Below are 17559 nucleotides of genomic sequence, written 5' to 3'. Positions count from 1 at the left end.
CGCCGCTCCGGAGGACTTCGGGAGGAAGAGCCTTATGGCAATCTGGCAGTGGGGACTGCTGCTTCTGGGCGTCGTCTGGGCGCTGCAGTCGCTCGGCGTGTGGATCCAGATGCGGCACTACGCCGATGTCTTCAAGGGCATCACGGCGAAGTACCAGGATGGCTATGTCGGCGCCGGCAATTGCCGCGGCCGCCTGGGCAAGGGAACGATCGCGCTGATCGTGGTCACGCCGGACCTCAAGGTCCAGCGGCTGCTGACCATGACCGGGCGCTCCGTCTTCGCCAAATTCAAGCGTCATGAAAATCTGGAGGGAATTTCCCTCGATCAACTCCGGTCCAATCCCGCTGTACTGGGAGAGGGGGAAGCCGGTGTGGCGGAAGCCGTGAAGAAGGCTGTCGAACAAGTCGACCGCGCACGGCTCGAGCCAAAGGGGCCCGGCCTCGCCGGCCTCAAGCCAGTGGGTATGTAGGGGCGGCACCTTTCGGGCGCGGTCCCTAGGGTGAGGATATCAAGGAGGAGAAATGTCAGTCCTATCTATGTTGGCGCAGCACGCCGACATGGCCGTCCAGAACCTGCATGTCGCGGGTTCAATGGCCACGGATGCTGCAATTCACGGCAAGCTCGCCGTCAAGGGAGCGACGAACGATCTCGTCGTGCTCGCCCAGGCGAGCGGCGACCTGACCGTCGAGCAGTTCAAGGAAAAGCTCAACACCGTTGCTCAGGAGGAACAGCTCGGCTGGCTCACCAGCATCGGCAAATACTTTATCGGCATCTTCCAGAAGGGCGGTGAGGTCTTCGCCGGTTTCGTCACCGGCATCATCCCGACGCTCGTCGTGCTGATGACTGCCTTCTACGCGCTGACCGAGCTCGTCGGCGAGGAGAGGGTTCACGGCATCGCCCGTGGCGCCGGGCGCATCGCGTTGACCCGCTACACCGTTTTGCCGCTGATCTCGGTGTTCTTCCTGACCAACCCGATGGCCTACACCTTCGGCTCTTTCCTGGAAGAAAAGCACAAGCCCGCCTTCTATGACGCGGCCGTGTCCTACGTGCATCCGCCCCTCGGCCTGTTCCCGCACATCAATCCGGGCGAATACTTCGTCTGGGGCGGCATCCTCGTGGCTCTGCTCGAGCTTGAGAAGAAGGGCGTTGTTCCCGGCGGCTATCACATCCAGGTGGCCATCTGGTACGCCATCGTCGGCCTCGTCGTCATCCTGCTCAAGGGCATGCTGACCGAGCGCATCACCGCCATCATGGCACGCCGCCAGGGCGTCGAGCTGTAAGGGCGGGGAGGGGCACATGGCCAAGTCTTACAAGGCAGTCAAGATTTCCCGCGGCAAGAGCGGCTGGGGCGGTCCCCTGGTCGTCCAGCCGACGGACCAGCGCAACAAGGTCGTCTCCGTCACCGGCGGCGGCATCCACCCTGTCGCTGCCCGCATCGCCGAGATGACCGGTGCTGAAGCCGTGGATGGCTTCAAGTCGCCGCCGGTCGAAGGCGAGATGGCGGTGGTGGTCGTCGATTGTGGCGGCACCGCGCGTTGCGGGGTGTATCCGCGCAAACGCATCCCCACCGTCAACCTCACCCCGGTGGGACAGGCGGGCCCGCTCGCCCAGTTCATCACCGAAGACATCTACGTGTCGGGCGTCAAGGAAAGCGACATCACCATGGCCGACGGTTCGGAAGCCGTGACATCGGCAGGCTCTGCCTCCAACGCGAACAACGCCTCGTTCGCGACGGCGACAAACACCACCGCCCCCGCAGCGTCCAACGACGGCGGGTTCATCAACCTCGTCGCCAGCATCGGCCGCGTCATGGGGCGTGTCGTCGGTATCTTCTTCAATGCCGGCCGCCGCACCATCGACCAGGTCGTCCGCAACGTGCTGCCGTTCATGGCGTTCGTGACGATGCTGATCGGCCTGATCCTCTATACCGGCATTGGCGACGTGCTCGCCCAGCCGATGGGACCGCTGGCCAACAACATCGTTGGCCTGCTGGTCATCTCGGCCATCTGCGGCCTGCCGTTCCTGTCGCCCATCCTCGGGCCAGGCGCGGTCATCGCCCAGGTCATCGGCGTGGCGATCATCGGCCCGCAGATCGCCAACGGCACGATCTCGCCGGCAATGGCGCTTCCGGCGCTGTTTGCCTACAACACCCAGGTCGGTTGCGACTTCGTGCCGGTCGGCCTGGCGCTCGGCGAGGCCAAGCCCAAGACCATCGAGATCGGCGTTCCCGCCGTTCTGATCAGCCGCCAGATCATGGGCCCGGTCTCGGTGCTCATCGCCTGGGCGGTCAGCCTGATCGTATTCTAAGATCCTTGCCCGGCGGCGCTTGTCGTCGCCGGGCATTTCATCGGCCGGCCAAGCCGGCAAAACAGGTACGCCCGGACAGCATTCCAGCCCGGGCCCAGAAAAAGGCTTCGATCATGTCGGTTCATCTCAAGACGCTCATAACGGCAATCGGACCGGAAGTGGCAGAGCTGGCCGAAGGCGGCGTGCTGATCCTGTTCGCCGACGGTGCTCCGCCTGAGCTGGCCGAGGTGTCGGTGCTGCACAAGGCTGAAGTCGGGCCGAGCGACGCGGCCCCCGTCGTCGGCGCCGCCATTGCCATCGGCGAACTCGAGGGCACCATCACCGCCATGGGCGACAGTGCCTGGAACAAGGTGCGCGAGATCGGCCACGTGGTCATCAATTTCAACGGCGCCGATGCCGCCGAGCGGCCGGGCGAAATCTGCGCCTCGGTGGTCGAGGGCGAAGTGCTCGTCGGAGCTCTCAAGGCCGGCGCAGCCATTACCATCGGCCGCTGATTGCCGCGCGTTACGCCGCTATACTGACCTGGAACAAGAGACCTGCCTATGGAACGCTCGACGATCGTCAGAGTGCATGAAGGGTTGCATGCCCGGCCCGCCACCCGTTTCGTCAAGCTCGCCAAGAGCTTCGAAAGCGAGGTCGAGATCATCAAGGACGGCAAGTCGGCCAGCGCCAAGAGCGCGGTCAAGCTGATGCTGCTCGCCGTCAAGGAAAACGACGAAGTCACGATCCGCACCAAAGGTGCTGACGAGATCGAGGCAGTGGAAGCGCTGGTCGGCTATCTCGAGAACCCGCTCGCCGGTCTGGCCGAGGAACAGGCGCCGGGCGAGCCTGATGCCGCCGCCGCCGCGGGCGTGACGCTCAAGATCGAACCGACCAAGCCCGCGGCATTCGAGGAAGAGATATCAGGCGCCCTGAAGGGCGTGGCTGCCAGCGAGGGCTATGCCGTCGGCACCGCCTTCGCCCACTTCCCGCCCGAGATCAAGCCGGAGCGCCGCACGCTTTCGGTTGGCGACATCAACGCCGAACTCGTTCGCTTCGCCGAGGCTGTCGAGGCCGTGCAGGCGCGCATGAACGCCTCGCTGGCATCGGACACGCTGTCGGCAAATGATCGTGGCATCATCGCCGCGCTGCGCGACATAGCCGCTGACGACGAGCTGCGCGACGAAGTGGTCGCCACCATCAACACCGGCAGCGACGCGGTCACCTCGGTCATCGGCGCCGCCGCCAAGATTGCGGCCCAGTTCGGCCAGGTCGACGATCCTTACCTCAACGCCCGCGCCGATGACGTTCAGGCGGTCGGTCGCCAGATCTGCCTGGCGCTGCTCGGCCAGGCCGACATCAGCCTCGACGAAATTCCCGAGAGGGCGATCCTGATCGCCGAGGACATCGGCGCCTGGGACCTGGCACGCGCACCGCTGAAGCGCATCGGCGGCATCGTCTGCGGCCATGGCGGAGCTACATCCCACATCGCCATCATCGCCCGCGCCCATGGCATTCCGGCTGTTCTCGGCATGGGGGCTCAGGTGCATGACCTCGCCAAGGCACGCGAAATCGCGCTCGATGGCCATCGCGGTCATGTCGTGGCCGATCCCGAGGGCCCGGTGCTCGACCGCTTCCGCACCCGCATCGACGAGGCCGCACGCGAGCGTGAAGCGCTGAAGGCATTCCGCGATACCACCCCGCGCCGTGCCGACGGCACGATCATCGAAGTGGCCGCCAATATCGGCTCACTCGAAGAGATCGACGCCGCCCGCGAAGCGGGTGCGATGGGCGTCGGTCTGTTCCGTACCGAACTGCTGTTCATGCGTCACATGCACCTGCCTTCGGAAGACATGCAGGCCGAGACCTATGCGGCTCTTGCCAAGGCCTTCGCGCCTTATCCCGTTATCGTGCGCACGCTCGACATCGGCGGCGACAAACCGATTTCGGGTATCGAGTTCCCTCAGGAGGAGAACCCGTTCCTCGGCTGGCGCGGCATTCGCATGTGCCTCGACCGGCCCGACATCTTCAAGCCGCAGCTGCGAGCGCTGTTGCGCGCAGCCGTCCATGGCAACGTCAAGGTGATGCTGCCGATGGTCGCCGACGTGTCGGAAGTGCGCGCGACGCGTGCGCTGATCGAAACCTGCAAGGCCGAACTTGCGGCGGAGAAGGTAACCTTCGGCGAATTTCAGCTTGGCGTCATGATCGAGACGCCGGCTGCGGTTCTGATTGCGCCGGCGCTGGCGAAAGAAGTCGCCTTCTTCTCTATCGGCACCAACGACCTGACCCAATACATCATGGCCGCCGATCGACTGAACCCGACGGTCGCCAAGCTCAACGACGTGACCAATGTCGCTGTCATGTCGGCGATCGAGATGACGGCAAGGGCAGGGGTAGCGGCGGGCATCATGGTCGGCATGTGCGGCGAGGCCGCCGGGCGGCCGGACCTGATCCCAGAGTTCCTGCGCATGGGCTTGACCGAGCTCTCGATGAGCCCGGCCTCGATCCAGCGTGCCAAGAAACGGATAGCCGAGCTCGGCGCCTAGCCGGCTCAGGGCAGATGCGCGAGCAGCACCCGGAAGATGGCGCCAAGCTCGTTGGCCGGGTTGGCACCGTCGAGTGCGCGCAAGATGCGCTCGCGGCGCGCGTCGACCGCCATGCCGGTGGCTTCCAGCAGGTCGGCGTCGCTCATACCCGATGGCGACAACGTCAAGATGGCCGCGGCAAGCACCATGGGCGCAAGCGGCACGAGAGCAGGGACCATAGCCTCGTCGCCAGACCGGGGCTGGCAGGCAAGCAGTTCGACAAACGTTGCGGCGGCAACGGCAGCGACAGCTTCAAGCCGGCTCTCCGGGCTCGCGATGTGCATGGCGGTGAGCAAACCGCCATGCTTCTTGCGGACGGCCAGATGCGCCTGACTGAAACCTGCTTCGTGAAGCGGCAATCGATCGCCGACTGCCTTTCGCGGCATGGCCTTGAAAGCTGCATAAAGGTCGCGGCGGAACAAGCGCTCGCCCTCGACCGTGGCCGAGCGCCCGGTGGCGAAATAGGTGTCGAAGCCATGCAGCCGGGCGCTGTCACCGGTGCGCACCATCGGCAGCAGCGTGCGCGACACCGTCTCGGCGACGGTCAGCGTGTCATCGACAACGCTTGCAGCGCGACCCAGCAGGCGCTCGATTTCAGGTGGCGGGGCAAACGGCTCGGCCATTTGTGGCCGGCGCGGTCCGCCGGGATTGTCGTGGCGGCTGGAGCGGACGAGATGGCGCATGTCGCGGAGGCGATCCTTGATGTTGACGACAACATCTTCCGAAAGACTCCTCAGCATCTTGCGCATTCCCTGCTGCCGTAGCGGCTCCGTAACGAAGCCGCAGCCTCGGGGCATTGCAGCACTGTTTTGCGCGGGGTGCAAATCAATCGCGACACCTCGCCGCTTGACCTTGCCGCGGTTCCTTGAAAAGTGATGTGAACTGAAACGGGGGGAGCGGCGTGAGCAAAGGTGTCAAAGGGTCGGGTGGAAGATCGCGTACCGCCGAGACACCTCAGGATGTCGAGGGTTCCCCCACCGACAGCCGGGCTGACCGGCTGCGGGTTCGCGCGGCCTGGATGTACTTCATCGAACAGATGACCCAGAACGACATCGCCGAGGTTCTCGGCGTCGGCCGCGTCACCGTGGTGCGCATGCTGGCCGAGGCGCGCCTGCGCAACGAGATCAAGATCGCCATCGAAGGTGACCTGTCCGATATCGTCCGCCAGGAGCGGGCGCTGGAGCAGAAGTTCGGCGTCCAGCGGGCGATCGTCGCACCGCTCTCCGGGGAGGGCGCTGATCCGATCCCGACGATTGGAGCGGCAACCGGCGCTTATCTATCCGAAGCGATGAAGTCGGGCATGTCCGTCGGCGTCGGCTGGGGCCGCACGCTGACCGGCACCTTGCCCTACATCAGCGGCAAGCCACTCAATGATTTCCGCGTCATCTCGCTGCTCGGCGGCGTCGGCGTCGCACGCCGTACCAACCCGGCCGAATTCGCCTGGCGCTTCGCCCAGGCCTTCCAGGGCGACGGTTATCTCATTCCGGCGCCTGCCGTCGTCGACAGCATCGAGACCAAGCGTGCGCTGATCGAGCGCTGCGGCCTGTCCGAGGTCTTTGCGCTGGCCGATTCGCTTGATGCGGTGCTGGTCAGCGTCGGCGACATCGCTTCGGCCTCGACCTTTTATCGCGGCGGCTTCCTGACCGAGGCCGAGCGCGAAAAGCTGGCTGCCAAGGGCGCGGTCGGCGATCTTCTGTTCCATTTCTTCGACCGCGCCGGCAAGCTTGTCGACCATCCCATCAACCAGCTCGGCATGTCGGTCGATGTCGACCGCATACTGCGTGCGCCGCTGCGCATCCTGACTTCGGGTGGCTCAGACAAGATCGACGCGCTGCTCGGCGCCATGAAGCTGGTCAAGCCGACGGTGCTGATCACCGATGAACACAGCGCAAGACGGATGATCGAAGCGCCCTGAGCTACAAATGCCCTGCCGTGCTTGTCATCCCTTGGTGTGGCCTGCATGATCGCGAATGGCGGCTTGCTCGACGAGCCGCCGGACGAACCGGATAGCTTTGCCACAATTGGAGGTCCCATGCCTGATTTCAACCCGGAGAATGTCCGCTCCCTGGTCAGCAAGGTCATGAGGGCGTCGCCTTCCGACGTCAGGCTTATCGCACAGCGGCTGCATGACTACGCTGTCGAAGAGCGTATGTCGCCCGAGGCGGCGAGGGCTTTTGTCACGGAACTCGGCTATGGCAGCCTGGAAGCCTTCTGTGCAGACATCGGCCTTCCCGGCCACATTGCCGAGCGCTGGGGCCGGTTCGGCGTCTCCGGTGAAATGCGCCAGGTCTTCACCTTGCTTGCCGCGCAGCGCCGGAAGATGGCCGAGGCCATCGCCGAATTCGAGGCCATGACCCATGTCGGCATCGAGGATTTTCTGCGCGAAAGAGGGCTGCTCTAAACCGCTGCCCGGAGGTCTCAGGACAGCTAGGTCAGTGCTGCGGCGCTGTCGCTGTCGGTAATCAACACATTGGCGTTGACGGCTCCAAGGGCGGCGCGAATGGCCGGGATCTTGCGCTTGCCGCCGGCGGCAAGGACCAGGTTCGGCACGGCGCTGACGGCCTCGAGATCGATCGCCATGACCCTGTCATTGACCTCGTGGTCGACCATCTTGCCTTCGGCATCGATGAAGTAGCATAACATATTGGCAACCGCGCCCTTGGCCTTGAGCGGGGCGACGAAGGATTGCGGCACGATGCCGTGGCGGAAGATGGTGGCGTTTGCCGACATCTCTCCGACGGTCAGAAGAGCGACATCGGCCTTTGCCGCGCGTTTGCGCACGTCGAGCAGTTCCGGCTGGGCCCACAACAAGTCTCGCAGCTCGCGGCTGTGGGCGATGACCGGCGCGGTGATCTGGTAGCTGTCGACGCCAAGCGTCTCCGCAACCTTTGCCGCCACCGCCGACGGGTTGACCCATTGTGAGTGCGGCAGGCTGCCGACCAGGGCGACAACGCTCGCGTTCTTGAGCTGCCGGCGGTTGAGAAAGCCGATGCTGGAGTGAAGCGTCGCCCCGCCGCCGATCGCCAGCGTCATGCCGTCCTGCATCTGCTGGTCGAGATAAAGCGCCACCGAATGGCCGATCGCCCGTTCCAGATGTTCGTCGGCCGAAGGTGTCGGCACCACGATCGCGGCGTCGAGCCCCCAGCGCTTTTCCAACGCCCGCTCGAGCTCGACCTGCCTGGCGGTCTGGGCGTTGATCGTCGTTACCACCACGCCGTCGGCGGTGCAGGCGGCAAGAGTGCGCATCACCTTGACCCGGCTGACCTTCAGCTTGTCGGCGATCTGTTCCTGGGTCAGGCCCTCGACATAATAGAGCCATGCCGTCTTCACCGCGAGGTCGGACGAGACCATGGCGGCACCCGGCTCGACCGACATTTCCTGCTTCGTGCGCATTCCTTGTCCGGTCTCCCCCTCGGCGCCACAACGATTCTGGAGAATGGCTGTTCTGCAGTCTGGCGCAAGGGCCGGATGCCGGTTCCGAAGCCTGTTTTCATGCTCCAAATTTCGCAATGCAGCATGATCATTTGTATTTGACACGCAACAAATGATCATATCATAAATGTGTCAGCGTTCCGTCACCCAAGTGTCAAACGCGCTGTGTAGGGAGGTCGTGGCACGCGGATCTGAAGCCGACTTGCCATGTGTGGACACAACAGGAGGTTTCATGAAAACGACATTCGCCAGGCTGGCCGCAAGCCAGCTCGCCCTGGCCGTGGCGCTCTTCGCCGGCGCTGCCAGCGCTGAAACGTTGACCCTTTATACGTCGCAGCCGGAAGCTGATGCGACCAAGACCGTCGAGGCCTTCAAGAAGGTCCATCCGGACGTCGACGTGCAGGTCTACCGTTCGGGCACCAGCGATATCCTCGCCAAGCTCGCCGCCGAGTTTGCCGCAAACAGCCCGCAGCCGGACGTGCTGCTGATCGCCGATGCGGTCTCGATGGAACTGCTGAAGAAGGACTCTCGCCTGATGGCCTATGCCGAGGCCAAGCTCGATGGCTTCGCAGCGGACTCCTATGACGCCGACAAGACTTACTTCGGCTCCAAGCTGATCACGACCGGCATTGCCTACAACACCGCAGCTGCCGAGAAGCCAGAGCATTGGGCCGATCTTGCCAAGCCGGCTTACGCCGACGGCCTCGTTATGCCGAGCCCGCTCTATTCCGGCGCCGCCGCCTACCTGCTCTCCGCCTTTACCGGCAATGTCGACTATGGCTGGGACTATTTCGACAAGCTGAAGGCCAACAACACGATCTCGGTTCGCGGCAACGGTGCCGTGCTGAAGTCCGTGGCCAGCGGCGAGAAGCCCTATGGCATCCTGGTCGACTTCATGGCGATGAATGCCAAGGCCAAGGGCTCGCCGGTCGAGTTCGTTTTCCCGTCCGAGGGCGTACCTGCCGTCACTGAGCCGGTGGCCATTCTTTCGACGGCAAAGAACGTCGCGGGCGCCAAGCAGTTCGTCGACTTTATCCTGTCCGACGATGGCCAGAAGCTGGCACTCGAGCAGGGCTACCTGCCGGCCAAGCCTTCCGTCGGCCGGCCCGCCTGGCTGCCCGAAGGCGTCGAGGTCAAGGTCATGAACTTCGACGTCAAGGCGATCGTCGAGAAGATCGAAGCCGACAAGGCGAAGTTCTCCGGCCTGTTCGGCGGCTGATCGTCCGACCCGGAAGGCCGATCGGCCTTCCGGGTCCTTTCTCCAGATTTGAACTGGCCGATGTGCCAGTATCGCGCGGCATCCTTGTTAGCGAGTGCCGCCCTGCTTTCCGGAACCCGAAAATGTCTGTCAGGCTGAAACAAGGTCGCGGCCAGGAATGGGCCATGACGGTGGTGGTTGCCGCACTCATCGTGCTGCTGTCCATCCTGCCGATGCTGCGCCTGATCCAGGAGATCTTTGCTCCCGGCGGGACGCTGTCCACCGCAGCGATCAGCGCCGGACTGACCAATGCGACGACCTGGGTCGCCACCGGCAACACGCTCGTGGTTGGCTTCTTCGGCACAGCTCTCGCCGTGATCCTGGGCACCTCCGTCGCGCTGCTCGTCACCCTCACCGACGTCCGGGGACGCAGCGCCTTCGTGCTCTGCTACGTCATGCCGCTGATGATCGCCCCGCAGGTGACGGCACTCGCCTGGCTGCAATTGTTCGGCCCGGCCAGCCCGCTGCTCAAGATGCTCGGCATCGCGCCCCCGCTCGGCAGCCGCAATCCGCTCTATTCGCCGGAGGGCATCATCCTGCTGCTCGGCGTGCAGTATGGCCCGCTGGTCTTCCTGCTCGTGCGCGCCGGTCTGCGCAAGCTGCCGCGCGAGCTGGTCGAGGCCGCCCGCGCCAGCGGCGCCGGCTGGTTCACAGTGCTGCGCACCATCGTGCTGCCGCTGATGACGCCGTCGGTCGTTGCCGCCGCTGCACTTGCCTTCGTCTCCTGCGTCGGCAATTTCGGCATCCCCGCCTTCCTCGGCATCCCGGCCAACTATCTGGTGCTGCCGACGCTGATCTACCAGCGCCTCGCCGGCGGCGGCCCGGCCGTGCTCGGCGACGCCGCCTTCCTGTCGGTGCTGATCGGCCTCATCGCCATGGCGGGCATCCTCGCCCAGGAAATGATGAGCCGGCGCCGCGACTACCGTATCAGCTCGACATCGCTTGCTGCCGAACCCTACGAGCTTGGCAAGTGGCGGGTGCCGGTGCAGGTCGTGATGTGGTGCCTGATCGTGCTGATTCTGGTGCTGCCGCTGTTCGGCTTGCTGCTTTCGTCGCTGGTGCCCGGCTATGGCATCCCGCTCACCGCCGCCACCGCCACGCTCGACAATTATCGCTTCGTGCTGTTCGAATATGGCGCCGCCAGGCGCGCTTTCCTCAACAGTTTCGCACTGTCTCTCTCCGCAGCCGCCTTCGCCGTGCTGGTCGCCATCCCGGTCGCCTATCTCGTTGCCTGGAGCGGCAAGAAGTGGGTCAAGTATCTGAACCTCGCAGTCGAGTTGCCCTATGCCCTGCCGGGCGTGGTGCTGGCGATTGCGTCCTTGCTGATGTTCCTCAAGCCGATTCCGTTCACCGGCATCCAGATCTACAACACCGTCTGGATCATCCTTTACGCCTATCTCGCACGCTTCCTGGTCCTGGCGCTCAGGCCGACGATCTCCGGCTACCACCAGATCGACCGTGCGCTCGAGGAGGCGGCGCGGGTCGCAGGTGCCAGCCTGTTCACCCGCATGCGCACCATCATCTTCCCGCTCGTCGCACCGGCGGCCCTTGCCGGCGGTCTGCTCATCTTCATGACCGCACTCAGCGAGCTGACCGTCTCGGCGCTGCTGTGGTCATCAGGTTCCGAGACTATCGGCGTGCTGATGTTCTCTTTCGAGCAAGGCGGCGATTCCAACTACGCGTCGGCGATTTCGGCGATCACGGTGGCGATTACCTTCGTCCTGATGCTGCTGGCAAATCTGCTTGCCGCCCACCTACCCAGCGGAGTGCTCCCATGGCGGGACTGACCATCAACGGCGTTACCAAGACCTTCGGTGATTTCGACGCCGTCAAGGATGTCTCCATCGACGTCAGGGACGGCGAGTTCCTCGCTGTTCTCGGGCCGTCGGGTTGCGGCAAGACCACGCTTCTGCGGCTCGTCGCCGGTTTCGAGAACGTCACATCGGGCGACATCCGCATCGGCCGCGAAATCGTCTCGACCGCGCAAGGCTGTGTTCCGCCGGAAAAGCGGCGGGTCGGCATCGTCTTCCAGAATTACGCTTTGTGGCCGCACATGACGGTTGCCGAAAACATCGGCTATTCGCTGAAGGTCGCCAAGGTCGATGCAGAGACCCGCAAGCGCCGGGTCGAGGATGCCATGGCGCTGGTCGACCTCAAGGGTTTTGGCGACCGCCGCCCCGCCAATCTATCGGGTGGCCAGCGCCAGCGCGTCGCGCTCGCCCGCTGCCTGGTGGCGGCACCGTCGCTGGTGCTGTTCGACGAGCCGCTGGCCAATCTCGACGTCCACCTGCGCGCGGCCATGGAGGACGAGTTCGCTGCCTTCCACAAGCGTACCGGCACGACGATCGTCTACATTACCCACGACCAGGCCGAAGCGATGGCGCTGGCCGACCGCATCGCCGTCATGGACAATGGCCGCCTGGCCCAGCTCGCGGCTCCCCGCGATCTCTATCGTGAGCCGGCCAACGAGATGGTCGCGTCATTCATATCAGAAGGCATCGTCCTCCCGGCCAAGGTGCTGATCCCGGCCGAAGGCGGCCACGTCAAGGTCGATGTGCTCGGCCAGGAGGTCGTGGTCCGCTGCCGTCCTGACGAGATGCGACGCGCCGAAGCCAAAATTTGCTGCCGGGGGCCTGAAATCTCGGCGGCCGCCCCGGACGAGCCGGGCATCGACGGCACGGTCAGGCGCGCGGTCTACAAGGGCGGCGTGGCACGCATCGAATTCGCCCCCGATGCCGATCCTTCGGTCGTGCTGCACTTCGAACAACCCGATCCCAATCCCTTCGAGGCCGGCGCCAGGGCCCGCGTCCGCATCGCTTCCGGCTGGCTCATCCCGGGCGGTGCCTCGGCATGAGCATGCGCATCGACCTCTGCGGTGGTTTCGGTGAGAAGGGACGCACCAGTGTCGCCGTGTCAGGCGGCAACCGACGCATCCTGCTCGACGCCGGCATCAAAGTCGGCGCTTCCGGCGCGGAATACTACCCGGTGCTTCCTGCCGACGTCGGCGACATTGATGCAGTGCTGATTTCCCACGCCCACGAGGACCATGTCGGGGCGCTGAGCTGGTTGCTGGCGCAAGGCTATCGTGGTCGCATCCTGATGACGGCCGAGACGCGGGAGGAAGCTTCGGCAACGCTCGATGCCTATGCCGAGCCGGATGATTTCAAGCGCTTTCCGCTTCCCGAGGAACAGATAGAACTTTTTGAGCCCGGCGACAGCCTGATCATCGGCGGGTTGACGATAGCGACGGGCCGCTCCGGCCATGTCGTCGGCGGTGTCTGGTTCGCCGTCGATGACGGCAGCCGCAAGGTCGTCTATTCCGCCGACGTCGTGCCTGACAGCAGCGTGTTCGTCATGGATTCGATGCCGCGTTGCGACCTTCTTGTGTTCGATGCGTCTTATGGCGCCGATCCGGTCAGCGGTACGGCACGTGCGCAAGCCATCGCCGAATGGGTCGCGGCCCGGCCCGGCGGCTGCCTGCTGCCGACGCCGCTTTCCGGCCGCTCGCTCGAGCTGATGGCCATTCTCGATGGCCCCTTTGCCATCCATGCCAGCATGCGGGCATCGCTCGCCGTCCAGATCGAGGCGAGGACGGCTCTTCATCCGACGATGGTCCCCCAGTTACGGCAGCGTCTGGCCAATGCCATTGACTGGCATGACGGCGATGCCTTGCCGGCCTGCCCGTTGCTCGCCGATGACGGCATGGGCAAGGCCGGGCCGTCGGCGATGCTTCTGCCGCTGGCGGACGCTGCCGGCTATCCCATCCTGCTCTCTGGCCACCTGCCGGCCGGTTCGCCGGGCGATGTGCTGCATGCTGCGGGTCGCGCCGACTGGATACGCATGCCGACGCACCCGACATTGTCGGGAAGCCTGGCCATCTGGGAAGGCGCTGGACGCCCGACAGCTTTCGGCCATTCTTGCCTGCCGGGCATGCTCGCCGAGCTTGCGCCCCACATGCCGTCGCTGCGCACAGGCCTGCGCACCGGCGACAGCTACACTCTAGCTGCCTGAGGTCCGCCATGAGAATCCTGATCTGCAACGACGACGGCATCGCTTCGCCGGGCCTTGCCCGCCTGGCGGCAGCGGCAGAGACCATCAGCGACGATGTCTGGGTCGTGGCGCCTGAACGCAAACACACCGCCGCGGGGGCCTCGCTGACCATGGCCGAGCCGCTCACCATGCGTCGTACCGCCGAGCGCTGGTACTCGTGCTCGGGTCGCCCGGCAGACTGCGTCGTGACCGCCATGACCTGGCTGCTTGCCGGCGACGGCAGGCCCGACCTCGTGCTCGGCGGCATCAATGACGGCCGCAACGTCGCCGAGGATCTCGCCTACTCCGGTACGCTTGGCATTGCCCGCGAGGCGAGCTTCTGGGACGTGCCGGCGATCGGCTTCTCGCAGGTCAAGTCGCCGGAAATCCGTGCCGGCAATGATGCCTGGCTCGGCGGCCTGATCGCCGACCTCTGGCGCAGGCGGGCTGATTGGGTGCTGGAGGGCCATTGGCTCAGCATCAACCTGCCGTCGTCGCTGCCGGCCGAAATCCGCCAGCCAAGCATCGGTCGCGACAAGATCGCCCGGCGCTCCGAGGTCGTCGAACAGGATGGCGACCGCACCGTGCTCGTGGTGCCCCGCGGCCGTGAAAGAACAACAGTCGAGGGTGATGAGAACAGCACCATCGACGCCGGCTACATCACCATCAACCGTATCAACTGGTTCGGCGAGACGCGCCTTGCCGAGGGTTTTCTGAAGACGCTATAGGTCGACATCGAGGCGCGTGCGGTTCGTACCGAGGTCACAGTCTCCGTCGGGCCAACAGCAGAAACAGCGCCAACGCACCGCTCATCAGGCCCAGTGCCAATGGCAGGCCCTGATGTCCGATCAGTTGCATGGTGAGGCCGGTCGCGGGCGAGCCAGCGATGCCGCCAATGCCCCAGGCCAGTGCGAAGCCTGCATTGCCGGCTATCAGGGCCTGGCCGGCGAAGCGTTCGCCGAGCTGGATCAGTGCCATGGTGTAGATCCCGAACGATGCGCCGCCCCATAGAAACAGCATCGGCCAGATCAGCCACGCGTCGAAGACCAGCGGCAAAAGCAGGCAGCCGGCCAGGGACCCCAGCGCACAGAGCAGCATGGTCCGCGCCGCGCCAAACTGCTCGGCCAGCCGTCCGAGCAATATCTGCAGCAGGGCGTTTCCTGCGATGAAGCAGGTGATCAGCGAAGCGATCCTGCCCTCGGCGCTGCCAAGTGCTGCGCCATAAACCGCAAACAGGGAGATCAATGTCTGCTCGAAGGCTGCGGCGGTGAAGACCGCAAACAACAACAGCGGCGCAAGCGCGACGAAGCCGCCGATCGAAGCTGCGTCGCCGTTATGCGCCATCTTTGGCATGCGTTGTATGACAGCAAGCACGATTGTGCCGCAGACAAGGAATGCCACGATGCCGACCATGAAGGGCGGCCAGCCATCGGTGCCGACGAAGCCCAGGGATAGCGGGCCGATGGCGAAGCCGCCTGAGACGATCGACGAGTAGAGGCCCATGATGCGCCCACGGCGCGATGCCGGCGTGATCGCCAGCAGCCAGGTTTCGCTGATCACGTAAAGCGGATTGGCGAAGAAGCCGAGCAGGAAACGCAGCGGCATCCAGGCCCAGACGTCCTGCATCAAGGCGATCGCCATCAGCGTCGTTGCCGCCAGCATCGAGCACAGGATCGCAAGCCGTCCCGCGCCGATGCGCTGCGTCAGCGCGGGTATGACAGGCGAAGAGGCGATGAAGCCCAGCGGCGTCATCGCCGCCGACAGGCCGATCAGGCTCGGCTCTGTTCCTTGGCGTTCGAGGATGAAACTGAGCAGTGGATAGGTCAGCCCCTGTGCCACCGCAAACACCGTGACGGTGGCGATGACACCGGCCATCGCTTCCCATGGGACCTCTCGCCTCGATGTCGCGCTATCGGTCGTCATGCAGGCCTCGAAACAGGGCAAGCCACTCTCGGCTCCTCTGCAGGCGTTCGGGGTATTGGCGGTCAGGTGTCATCGGTCTTCTTCACGCCTGCAAGAAGTGCTTGGCGATCTCAGCCTCGACCTGTGGTGCCGTCAGGCCGATATCCTCGATCAAGTGGGAATCGGATTTCAATTTCTGCTCGAGTTCCCAGCGGAAGCGTATCCGCCAGCGCCAGTTGGCTATGGTGCCTGGCAGGGCCGCCCATCTCGCTCGAGGGGAGGCAGATGTGTCCATGCAAATATCGTTCATGCCACCCTCCGTCTGGTGCTGGAGCTTCGACCTGGATGAGGATGACTTCTGCAGAAGACGAACGGCGTCGTCCTTAAGTCCCGCCAAATAGTTCCAAAAACTTCCAAACCGGCTATAGATGCGCTGCATGGGAGTGCGTTTCGCCTTTGGTCCGTTCTTGCTTGATCCGGATGCCGGAACGCTGCTCCGGAACGACGATCCCGTAGCCGTCAGCCATCGCGGGATGAAGCTGCTTGCAGCGCTGGTCGGGCGGTCGCGCGCGATCCTCGGCAAGGCCGAGTTGATGGACGCGGCCTGGCCCGGTACAACCGTTGAGGAGGGCAATCTCACCGTCCAGATCGCGCAGCTCAGGAAAATGCTCGGTCCTAAGGCCGACGGTGGCGAATGGATCTCCACGGTCCCGCGCGTCGGCTACCGCTTCCTGGGCAGGGTCGAGCAGCTTGGCGAAGCCGGGCGAAAACCCTTGCCGCTGCCCGACAGGCCGTCGATTGCCGTGTTGCCTTTCGTCAATGTCGGCGACGGTTCAGAGCAGGGGGCTTTCGCGGACGGCCTGACCGAAGACCTGATCACTGACCTGTCCAGGGTTCCAGGCCTGTTCGTCATCGCGCGCAACTCGTCCTTTGCCTACAAGGGGAGGGCGATGGATGTTCGCACGATCGCAAGCGAGCTCGGTGTGCGCTACCTGCTCGAGGGCAGTGCCCGGCGCGCTGCCGGGCGGGTGCGCATCAACGTCCAACTGGTCGATGCCGTGAGCGGCGATCATCTCTGGGCGGAGCGCTTCGACCGCAGCCTGGAAGATATCTTCGCCGTGCAGGACGAGGTCACGGGCAAGATCGTCGAGGCGTTGCTTGGCCGGTTGCGCACCCCGCCACCGCGCGTCCGGCCCAAAAACCTCGAGGCCTATGATCTGTGCGTCCGGGCACGCAAGCTGATGGACGATTCACCGCAAGCGGCGCGTGAAGCGCATCTGATGTTGTCGCGCGCGATCTCGCTCGATCCCGGTTACGCCGAGGCCCATCGCTGGCTCGCCATGAACCATTGGATGGGATGGGTGCACAGCGGCGGACCGGCGGAAGCCGGCCGCAAGGACGCTTTGGACCTGGCGCGCAAGGCTGTGGCGCTCGATCCCGGCGACGCCGGCTGCTGCTGGGTGCTGGCATATCTGCTGGCCTACGACAAAAGCTTCGCCGAGGCCGATGCGGAGTTCGCCAGGGCGATCGAGCTCGACCCGAACGAAGCCGACACCTGGGCTGCACTCTCCGACATCGCGATCCTTGCAGGACGGATCGAAGATGGCCTCGCTCACATCCACAAGGCGTTCCGGCTCAACCCGTTTCCGGCAGGCTGGTATTATCTGGTGCTTGGCCAGGCGCAGTATGCGGCCCGGGACTACGAGGCTGCCGCCGAGACGCTGCTCAAGGACGAGACCTATCGCACGAGCTCGCGCCGTTTCCTGGCGGCAAGCTTGGCCCAGCTGGGCAGGCTCGACGAGGCACGTGCGGAAGCCGAACTGTTTCTTGTCGGCAACCCCGACTACACCACCCGCCACTGGGCCGCGACTGAGCCGTTCCGCGACGCCGCCACGCTTGCGCATTTCGTCGACGGTTTCTGCAAGGCGGGGCTTCCCGAGTGAGGCGCAAGTAGTTACCTGTCGCAATGTCGTCTGGCAAGTTCCATAAGATAGATTACGCGGCAATTGCTGTTGCCAGGGTGGTGGCCGCTGACGGACATTCGGCCACGCCGCCTGCCATTGCGAG

General features: G+C 64.5%; 17 protein-coding genes. 13 read left to right on the top strand and 4 right to left on the bottom strand.

The annotated features are described in order from the left end of the window. The first annotated feature begins 34 nt into the window (after nucleotides 1-34). The 5 genes from H5P29_RS29745 to ptsP all read left to right on the top strand — a co-directional run bounded on the left by H5P29_RS29745 (nucleotide 35) and on the right by ptsP (nucleotide 4832). A complete protein-coding gene (locus H5P29_RS29745) occupies nucleotides 35-469 on the top strand; it encodes a transcriptional regulator GutM (protein WP_067968240.1) in 435 nt (144 codons plus the stop codon). A 52-nt stretch (nucleotides 470-521) separates the two neighbouring features. Next, complete coding sequence (locus tag H5P29_RS29740; RefSeq protein WP_154384397.1) at nucleotides 522-1280, top strand: PTS glucitol/sorbitol transporter subunit IIC; 759 nt, start codon at nucleotides 522-524, stop codon at nucleotides 1278-1280. Between the two features lie 16 nt (nucleotides 1281-1296). Beyond that, entirely contained in the window at nucleotides 1297-2307 is a 1011-nt protein-coding gene (locus H5P29_RS29735; RefSeq protein ID WP_154384398.1) for a PTS glucitol/sorbitol transporter subunit IIB, read from the top strand. A 113-nt stretch (nucleotides 2308-2420) separates the two neighbouring features. Beyond that, complete coding sequence (locus tag H5P29_RS29730; RefSeq protein ID WP_067968250.1) at nucleotides 2421-2801, top strand: PTS glucitol/sorbitol transporter subunit IIA; 381 nt, start codon at nucleotides 2421-2423, stop codon at nucleotides 2799-2801. 48 nt (nucleotides 2802-2849) lie between these two features. Next, complete coding sequence (gene ptsP / locus H5P29_RS29725) at nucleotides 2850-4832, top strand: phosphoenolpyruvate--protein phosphotransferase (protein WP_154384399.1); 1983 nt, start codon at nucleotides 2850-2852, stop codon at nucleotides 4830-4832. Between the two features lie 5 nt (nucleotides 4833-4837). Here ptsP and H5P29_RS29720 read toward each other — a convergent pair whose 3' ends face one another. Further along, on the bottom strand, nucleotides 4838-5611 hold the full coding sequence (locus tag H5P29_RS29720; RefSeq protein ID WP_154384400.1) for a hypothetical protein: 774 nt from the start codon (nucleotides 5609-5611) through the stop codon (nucleotides 4838-4840). A 161-nt stretch (nucleotides 5612-5772) separates the two neighbouring features. Here H5P29_RS29720 and H5P29_RS29715 point away from each other — a divergent pair, with 161 nt between their 5' ends. Continuing rightward, nucleotides 5773-6786, top strand: a complete 1014-nt coding sequence (locus H5P29_RS29715) for a sugar-binding transcriptional regulator (RefSeq protein WP_067968259.1) — start codon at nucleotides 5773-5775, stop codon at nucleotides 6784-6786. A 117-nt stretch (nucleotides 6787-6903) separates the two neighbouring features. Then, nucleotides 6904-7272 (top strand): hypothetical protein, encoded by a 369-nt coding sequence (locus H5P29_RS29710; protein WP_154384401.1) that lies wholly within the window; start codon nucleotides 6904-6906, stop codon nucleotides 7270-7272. Between the two features lie 26 nt (nucleotides 7273-7298). On the opposite strand, the gene H5P29_RS29705 is transcribed toward H5P29_RS29710, so the two are convergent. Beyond that, nucleotides 7299-8264 (bottom strand): sugar-binding transcriptional regulator, encoded by a 966-nt coding sequence (locus H5P29_RS29705; protein ID WP_067968263.1) that lies wholly within the window; start codon nucleotides 8262-8264, stop codon nucleotides 7299-7301. 271 nt (nucleotides 8265-8535) lie between these two features. On the opposite strand from H5P29_RS29705, the gene H5P29_RS29700 reads away from it, so the two are divergent. The 5 genes from H5P29_RS29700 (at nucleotide 8536) to H5P29_RS29680 (ending at nucleotide 14318) form a co-directional block, all read left to right on the top strand. Beyond that, nucleotides 8536-9522 (top strand): ABC transporter substrate-binding protein, encoded by a 987-nt coding sequence (locus H5P29_RS29700; RefSeq protein WP_154384402.1) that lies wholly within the window; start codon nucleotides 8536-8538, stop codon nucleotides 9520-9522. Between the two features lie 122 nt (nucleotides 9523-9644). Next, nucleotides 9645-11348, top strand: coding sequence for an iron ABC transporter permease (locus tag H5P29_RS29695; protein ID WP_154384403.1), 1704 nt, complete (start codon nucleotides 9645-9647; stop codon nucleotides 11346-11348). Then, nucleotides 11336-12415 (top strand): ABC transporter ATP-binding protein, encoded by a 1080-nt coding sequence (locus tag H5P29_RS29690; RefSeq protein WP_067968271.1) that lies wholly within the window; start codon nucleotides 11336-11338, stop codon nucleotides 12413-12415. Before H5P29_RS29695 ends, H5P29_RS29690 begins: the two co-directional genes overlap by 13 nt. Beyond that, nucleotides 12412-13572 carry an MBL fold metallo-hydrolase gene (locus H5P29_RS29685; RefSeq protein ID WP_371818668.1) on the top strand — a complete coding sequence of 387 codons (1161 nt, stop codon included), beginning with the start codon at nucleotides 12412-12414 and terminating at the stop codon, nucleotides 13570-13572. Before H5P29_RS29690 ends, H5P29_RS29685 begins: the two co-directional genes overlap by 4 nt. 8 nt (nucleotides 13573-13580) lie before the next feature. Further along, on the top strand, nucleotides 13581-14318 hold the full coding sequence (locus tag H5P29_RS29680; RefSeq protein ID WP_154384404.1) for a 5'/3'-nucleotidase SurE: 738 nt from the start codon (nucleotides 13581-13583) through the stop codon (nucleotides 14316-14318). A 34-nt stretch (nucleotides 14319-14352) separates the two neighbouring features. Here the strand turns inward: H5P29_RS29680 and H5P29_RS29675 are convergent, their stop codons facing one another. Together H5P29_RS29675 and H5P29_RS33015 are read right to left on the bottom strand one after the other, a co-directional pair. After that, on the bottom strand, nucleotides 14353-15513 hold the full coding sequence (locus H5P29_RS29675; RefSeq protein ID WP_154384405.1) for an MFS transporter: 1161 nt from the start codon (nucleotides 15511-15513) through the stop codon (nucleotides 14353-14355). An 82-nt stretch (nucleotides 15514-15595) separates the two neighbouring features. Beyond that, nucleotides 15596-15931, bottom strand: a complete 336-nt coding sequence (locus H5P29_RS33015) for a hypothetical protein (RefSeq protein ID WP_371818667.1) — start codon at nucleotides 15929-15931, stop codon at nucleotides 15596-15598. Here H5P29_RS33015 and H5P29_RS29665 point away from each other — a divergent pair. Continuing rightward, the gene (locus H5P29_RS29665; RefSeq protein WP_083948845.1) at nucleotides 15921-17435 is read left to right on the top strand and encodes a winged helix-turn-helix domain-containing tetratricopeptide repeat protein; all 1515 of its coding nucleotides are present in this window, start codon (nucleotides 15921-15923) and stop codon (nucleotides 17433-17435) included. The genes H5P29_RS33015 and H5P29_RS29665 overlap by 11 nt on opposite strands. Nucleotides 17436-17559 lie beyond the last annotated feature (124 nt).

Origin of the sequence: Aminobacter sp. MDW-2, from assembly GCF_014250155.1 — a bacterium.
Lineage (GTDB): Bacteria > Pseudomonadota > Alphaproteobacteria > Rhizobiales > Rhizobiaceae > Aminobacter > Aminobacter ciceronei.
The sequence above is the reverse complement of the archived record's forward strand: the minus strand, read 5'-3'. Positions and strand labels throughout refer to the sequence as shown.

Excerpts from the sequence above, each read along its gene's own strand:
- H5P29_RS29745 (WP_067968240.1), top strand. The coding sequence starts at position 35 with ATGGCAATCTGGCAGTGGGGACTGCTGCTTCTGGGCGTCGTCTGGGCG.
- H5P29_RS29740 (WP_154384397.1), top strand. The coding sequence starts at position 522 with ATGTCAGTCCTATCTATGTTGGCGCAGCACGCCGACATGGCCGTCCAG.
- H5P29_RS29735 (WP_154384398.1), top strand. The coding sequence starts at position 1,297 with ATGGCCAAGTCTTACAAGGCAGTCAAGATTTCCCGCGGCAAGAGCGGC.
- H5P29_RS29730 (WP_067968250.1), top strand. The coding sequence starts at position 2,421 with ATGTCGGTTCATCTCAAGACGCTCATAACGGCAATCGGACCGGAAGTG.
- ptsP (WP_154384399.1), top strand. The coding sequence starts at position 2,850 with ATGGAACGCTCGACGATCGTCAGAGTGCATGAAGGGTTGCATGCCCGG.
- H5P29_RS29720 (WP_154384400.1), bottom strand. The coding sequence starts at position 5,611 with ATGCTGAGGAGTCTTTCGGAAGATGTTGTCGTCAACATCAAGGATCGC.
- H5P29_RS29710 (WP_154384401.1), top strand. The coding sequence starts at position 6,904 with ATGCCTGATTTCAACCCGGAGAATGTCCGCTCCCTGGTCAGCAAGGTC.
- H5P29_RS29705 (WP_067968263.1), bottom strand. The coding sequence starts at position 8,264 with ATGCGCACGAAGCAGGAAATGTCGGTCGAGCCGGGTGCCGCCATGGTC.
- H5P29_RS29700 (WP_154384402.1), top strand. The coding sequence starts at position 8,536 with ATGAAAACGACATTCGCCAGGCTGGCCGCAAGCCAGCTCGCCCTGGCC.
- H5P29_RS29695 (WP_154384403.1), top strand. The coding sequence starts at position 9,645 with ATGTCTGTCAGGCTGAAACAAGGTCGCGGCCAGGAATGGGCCATGACG.
- H5P29_RS29690 (WP_067968271.1), top strand. The coding sequence starts at position 11,336 with ATGGCGGGACTGACCATCAACGGCGTTACCAAGACCTTCGGTGATTTC.
- H5P29_RS29685 (WP_371818668.1), top strand. The coding sequence starts at position 12,412 with ATGAGCATGCGCATCGACCTCTGCGGTGGTTTCGGTGAGAAGGGACGC.
- H5P29_RS29680 (WP_154384404.1), top strand. The coding sequence starts at position 13,581 with ATGAGAATCCTGATCTGCAACGACGACGGCATCGCTTCGCCGGGCCTT.
- H5P29_RS29675 (WP_154384405.1), bottom strand. The coding sequence starts at position 15,513 with ATGACGACCGATAGCGCGACATCGAGGCGAGAGGTCCCATGGGAAGCG.
- H5P29_RS29665 (WP_083948845.1), top strand. The coding sequence starts at position 15,921 with ATGCGCTGCATGGGAGTGCGTTTCGCCTTTGGTCCGTTCTTGCTTGAT.
- H5P29_RS33015 (WP_371818667.1), bottom strand. The coding sequence starts at position 15,931 with ATGCAGCGCATCTATAGCCGGTTTGGAAGTTTTTGGAACTATTTGGCG.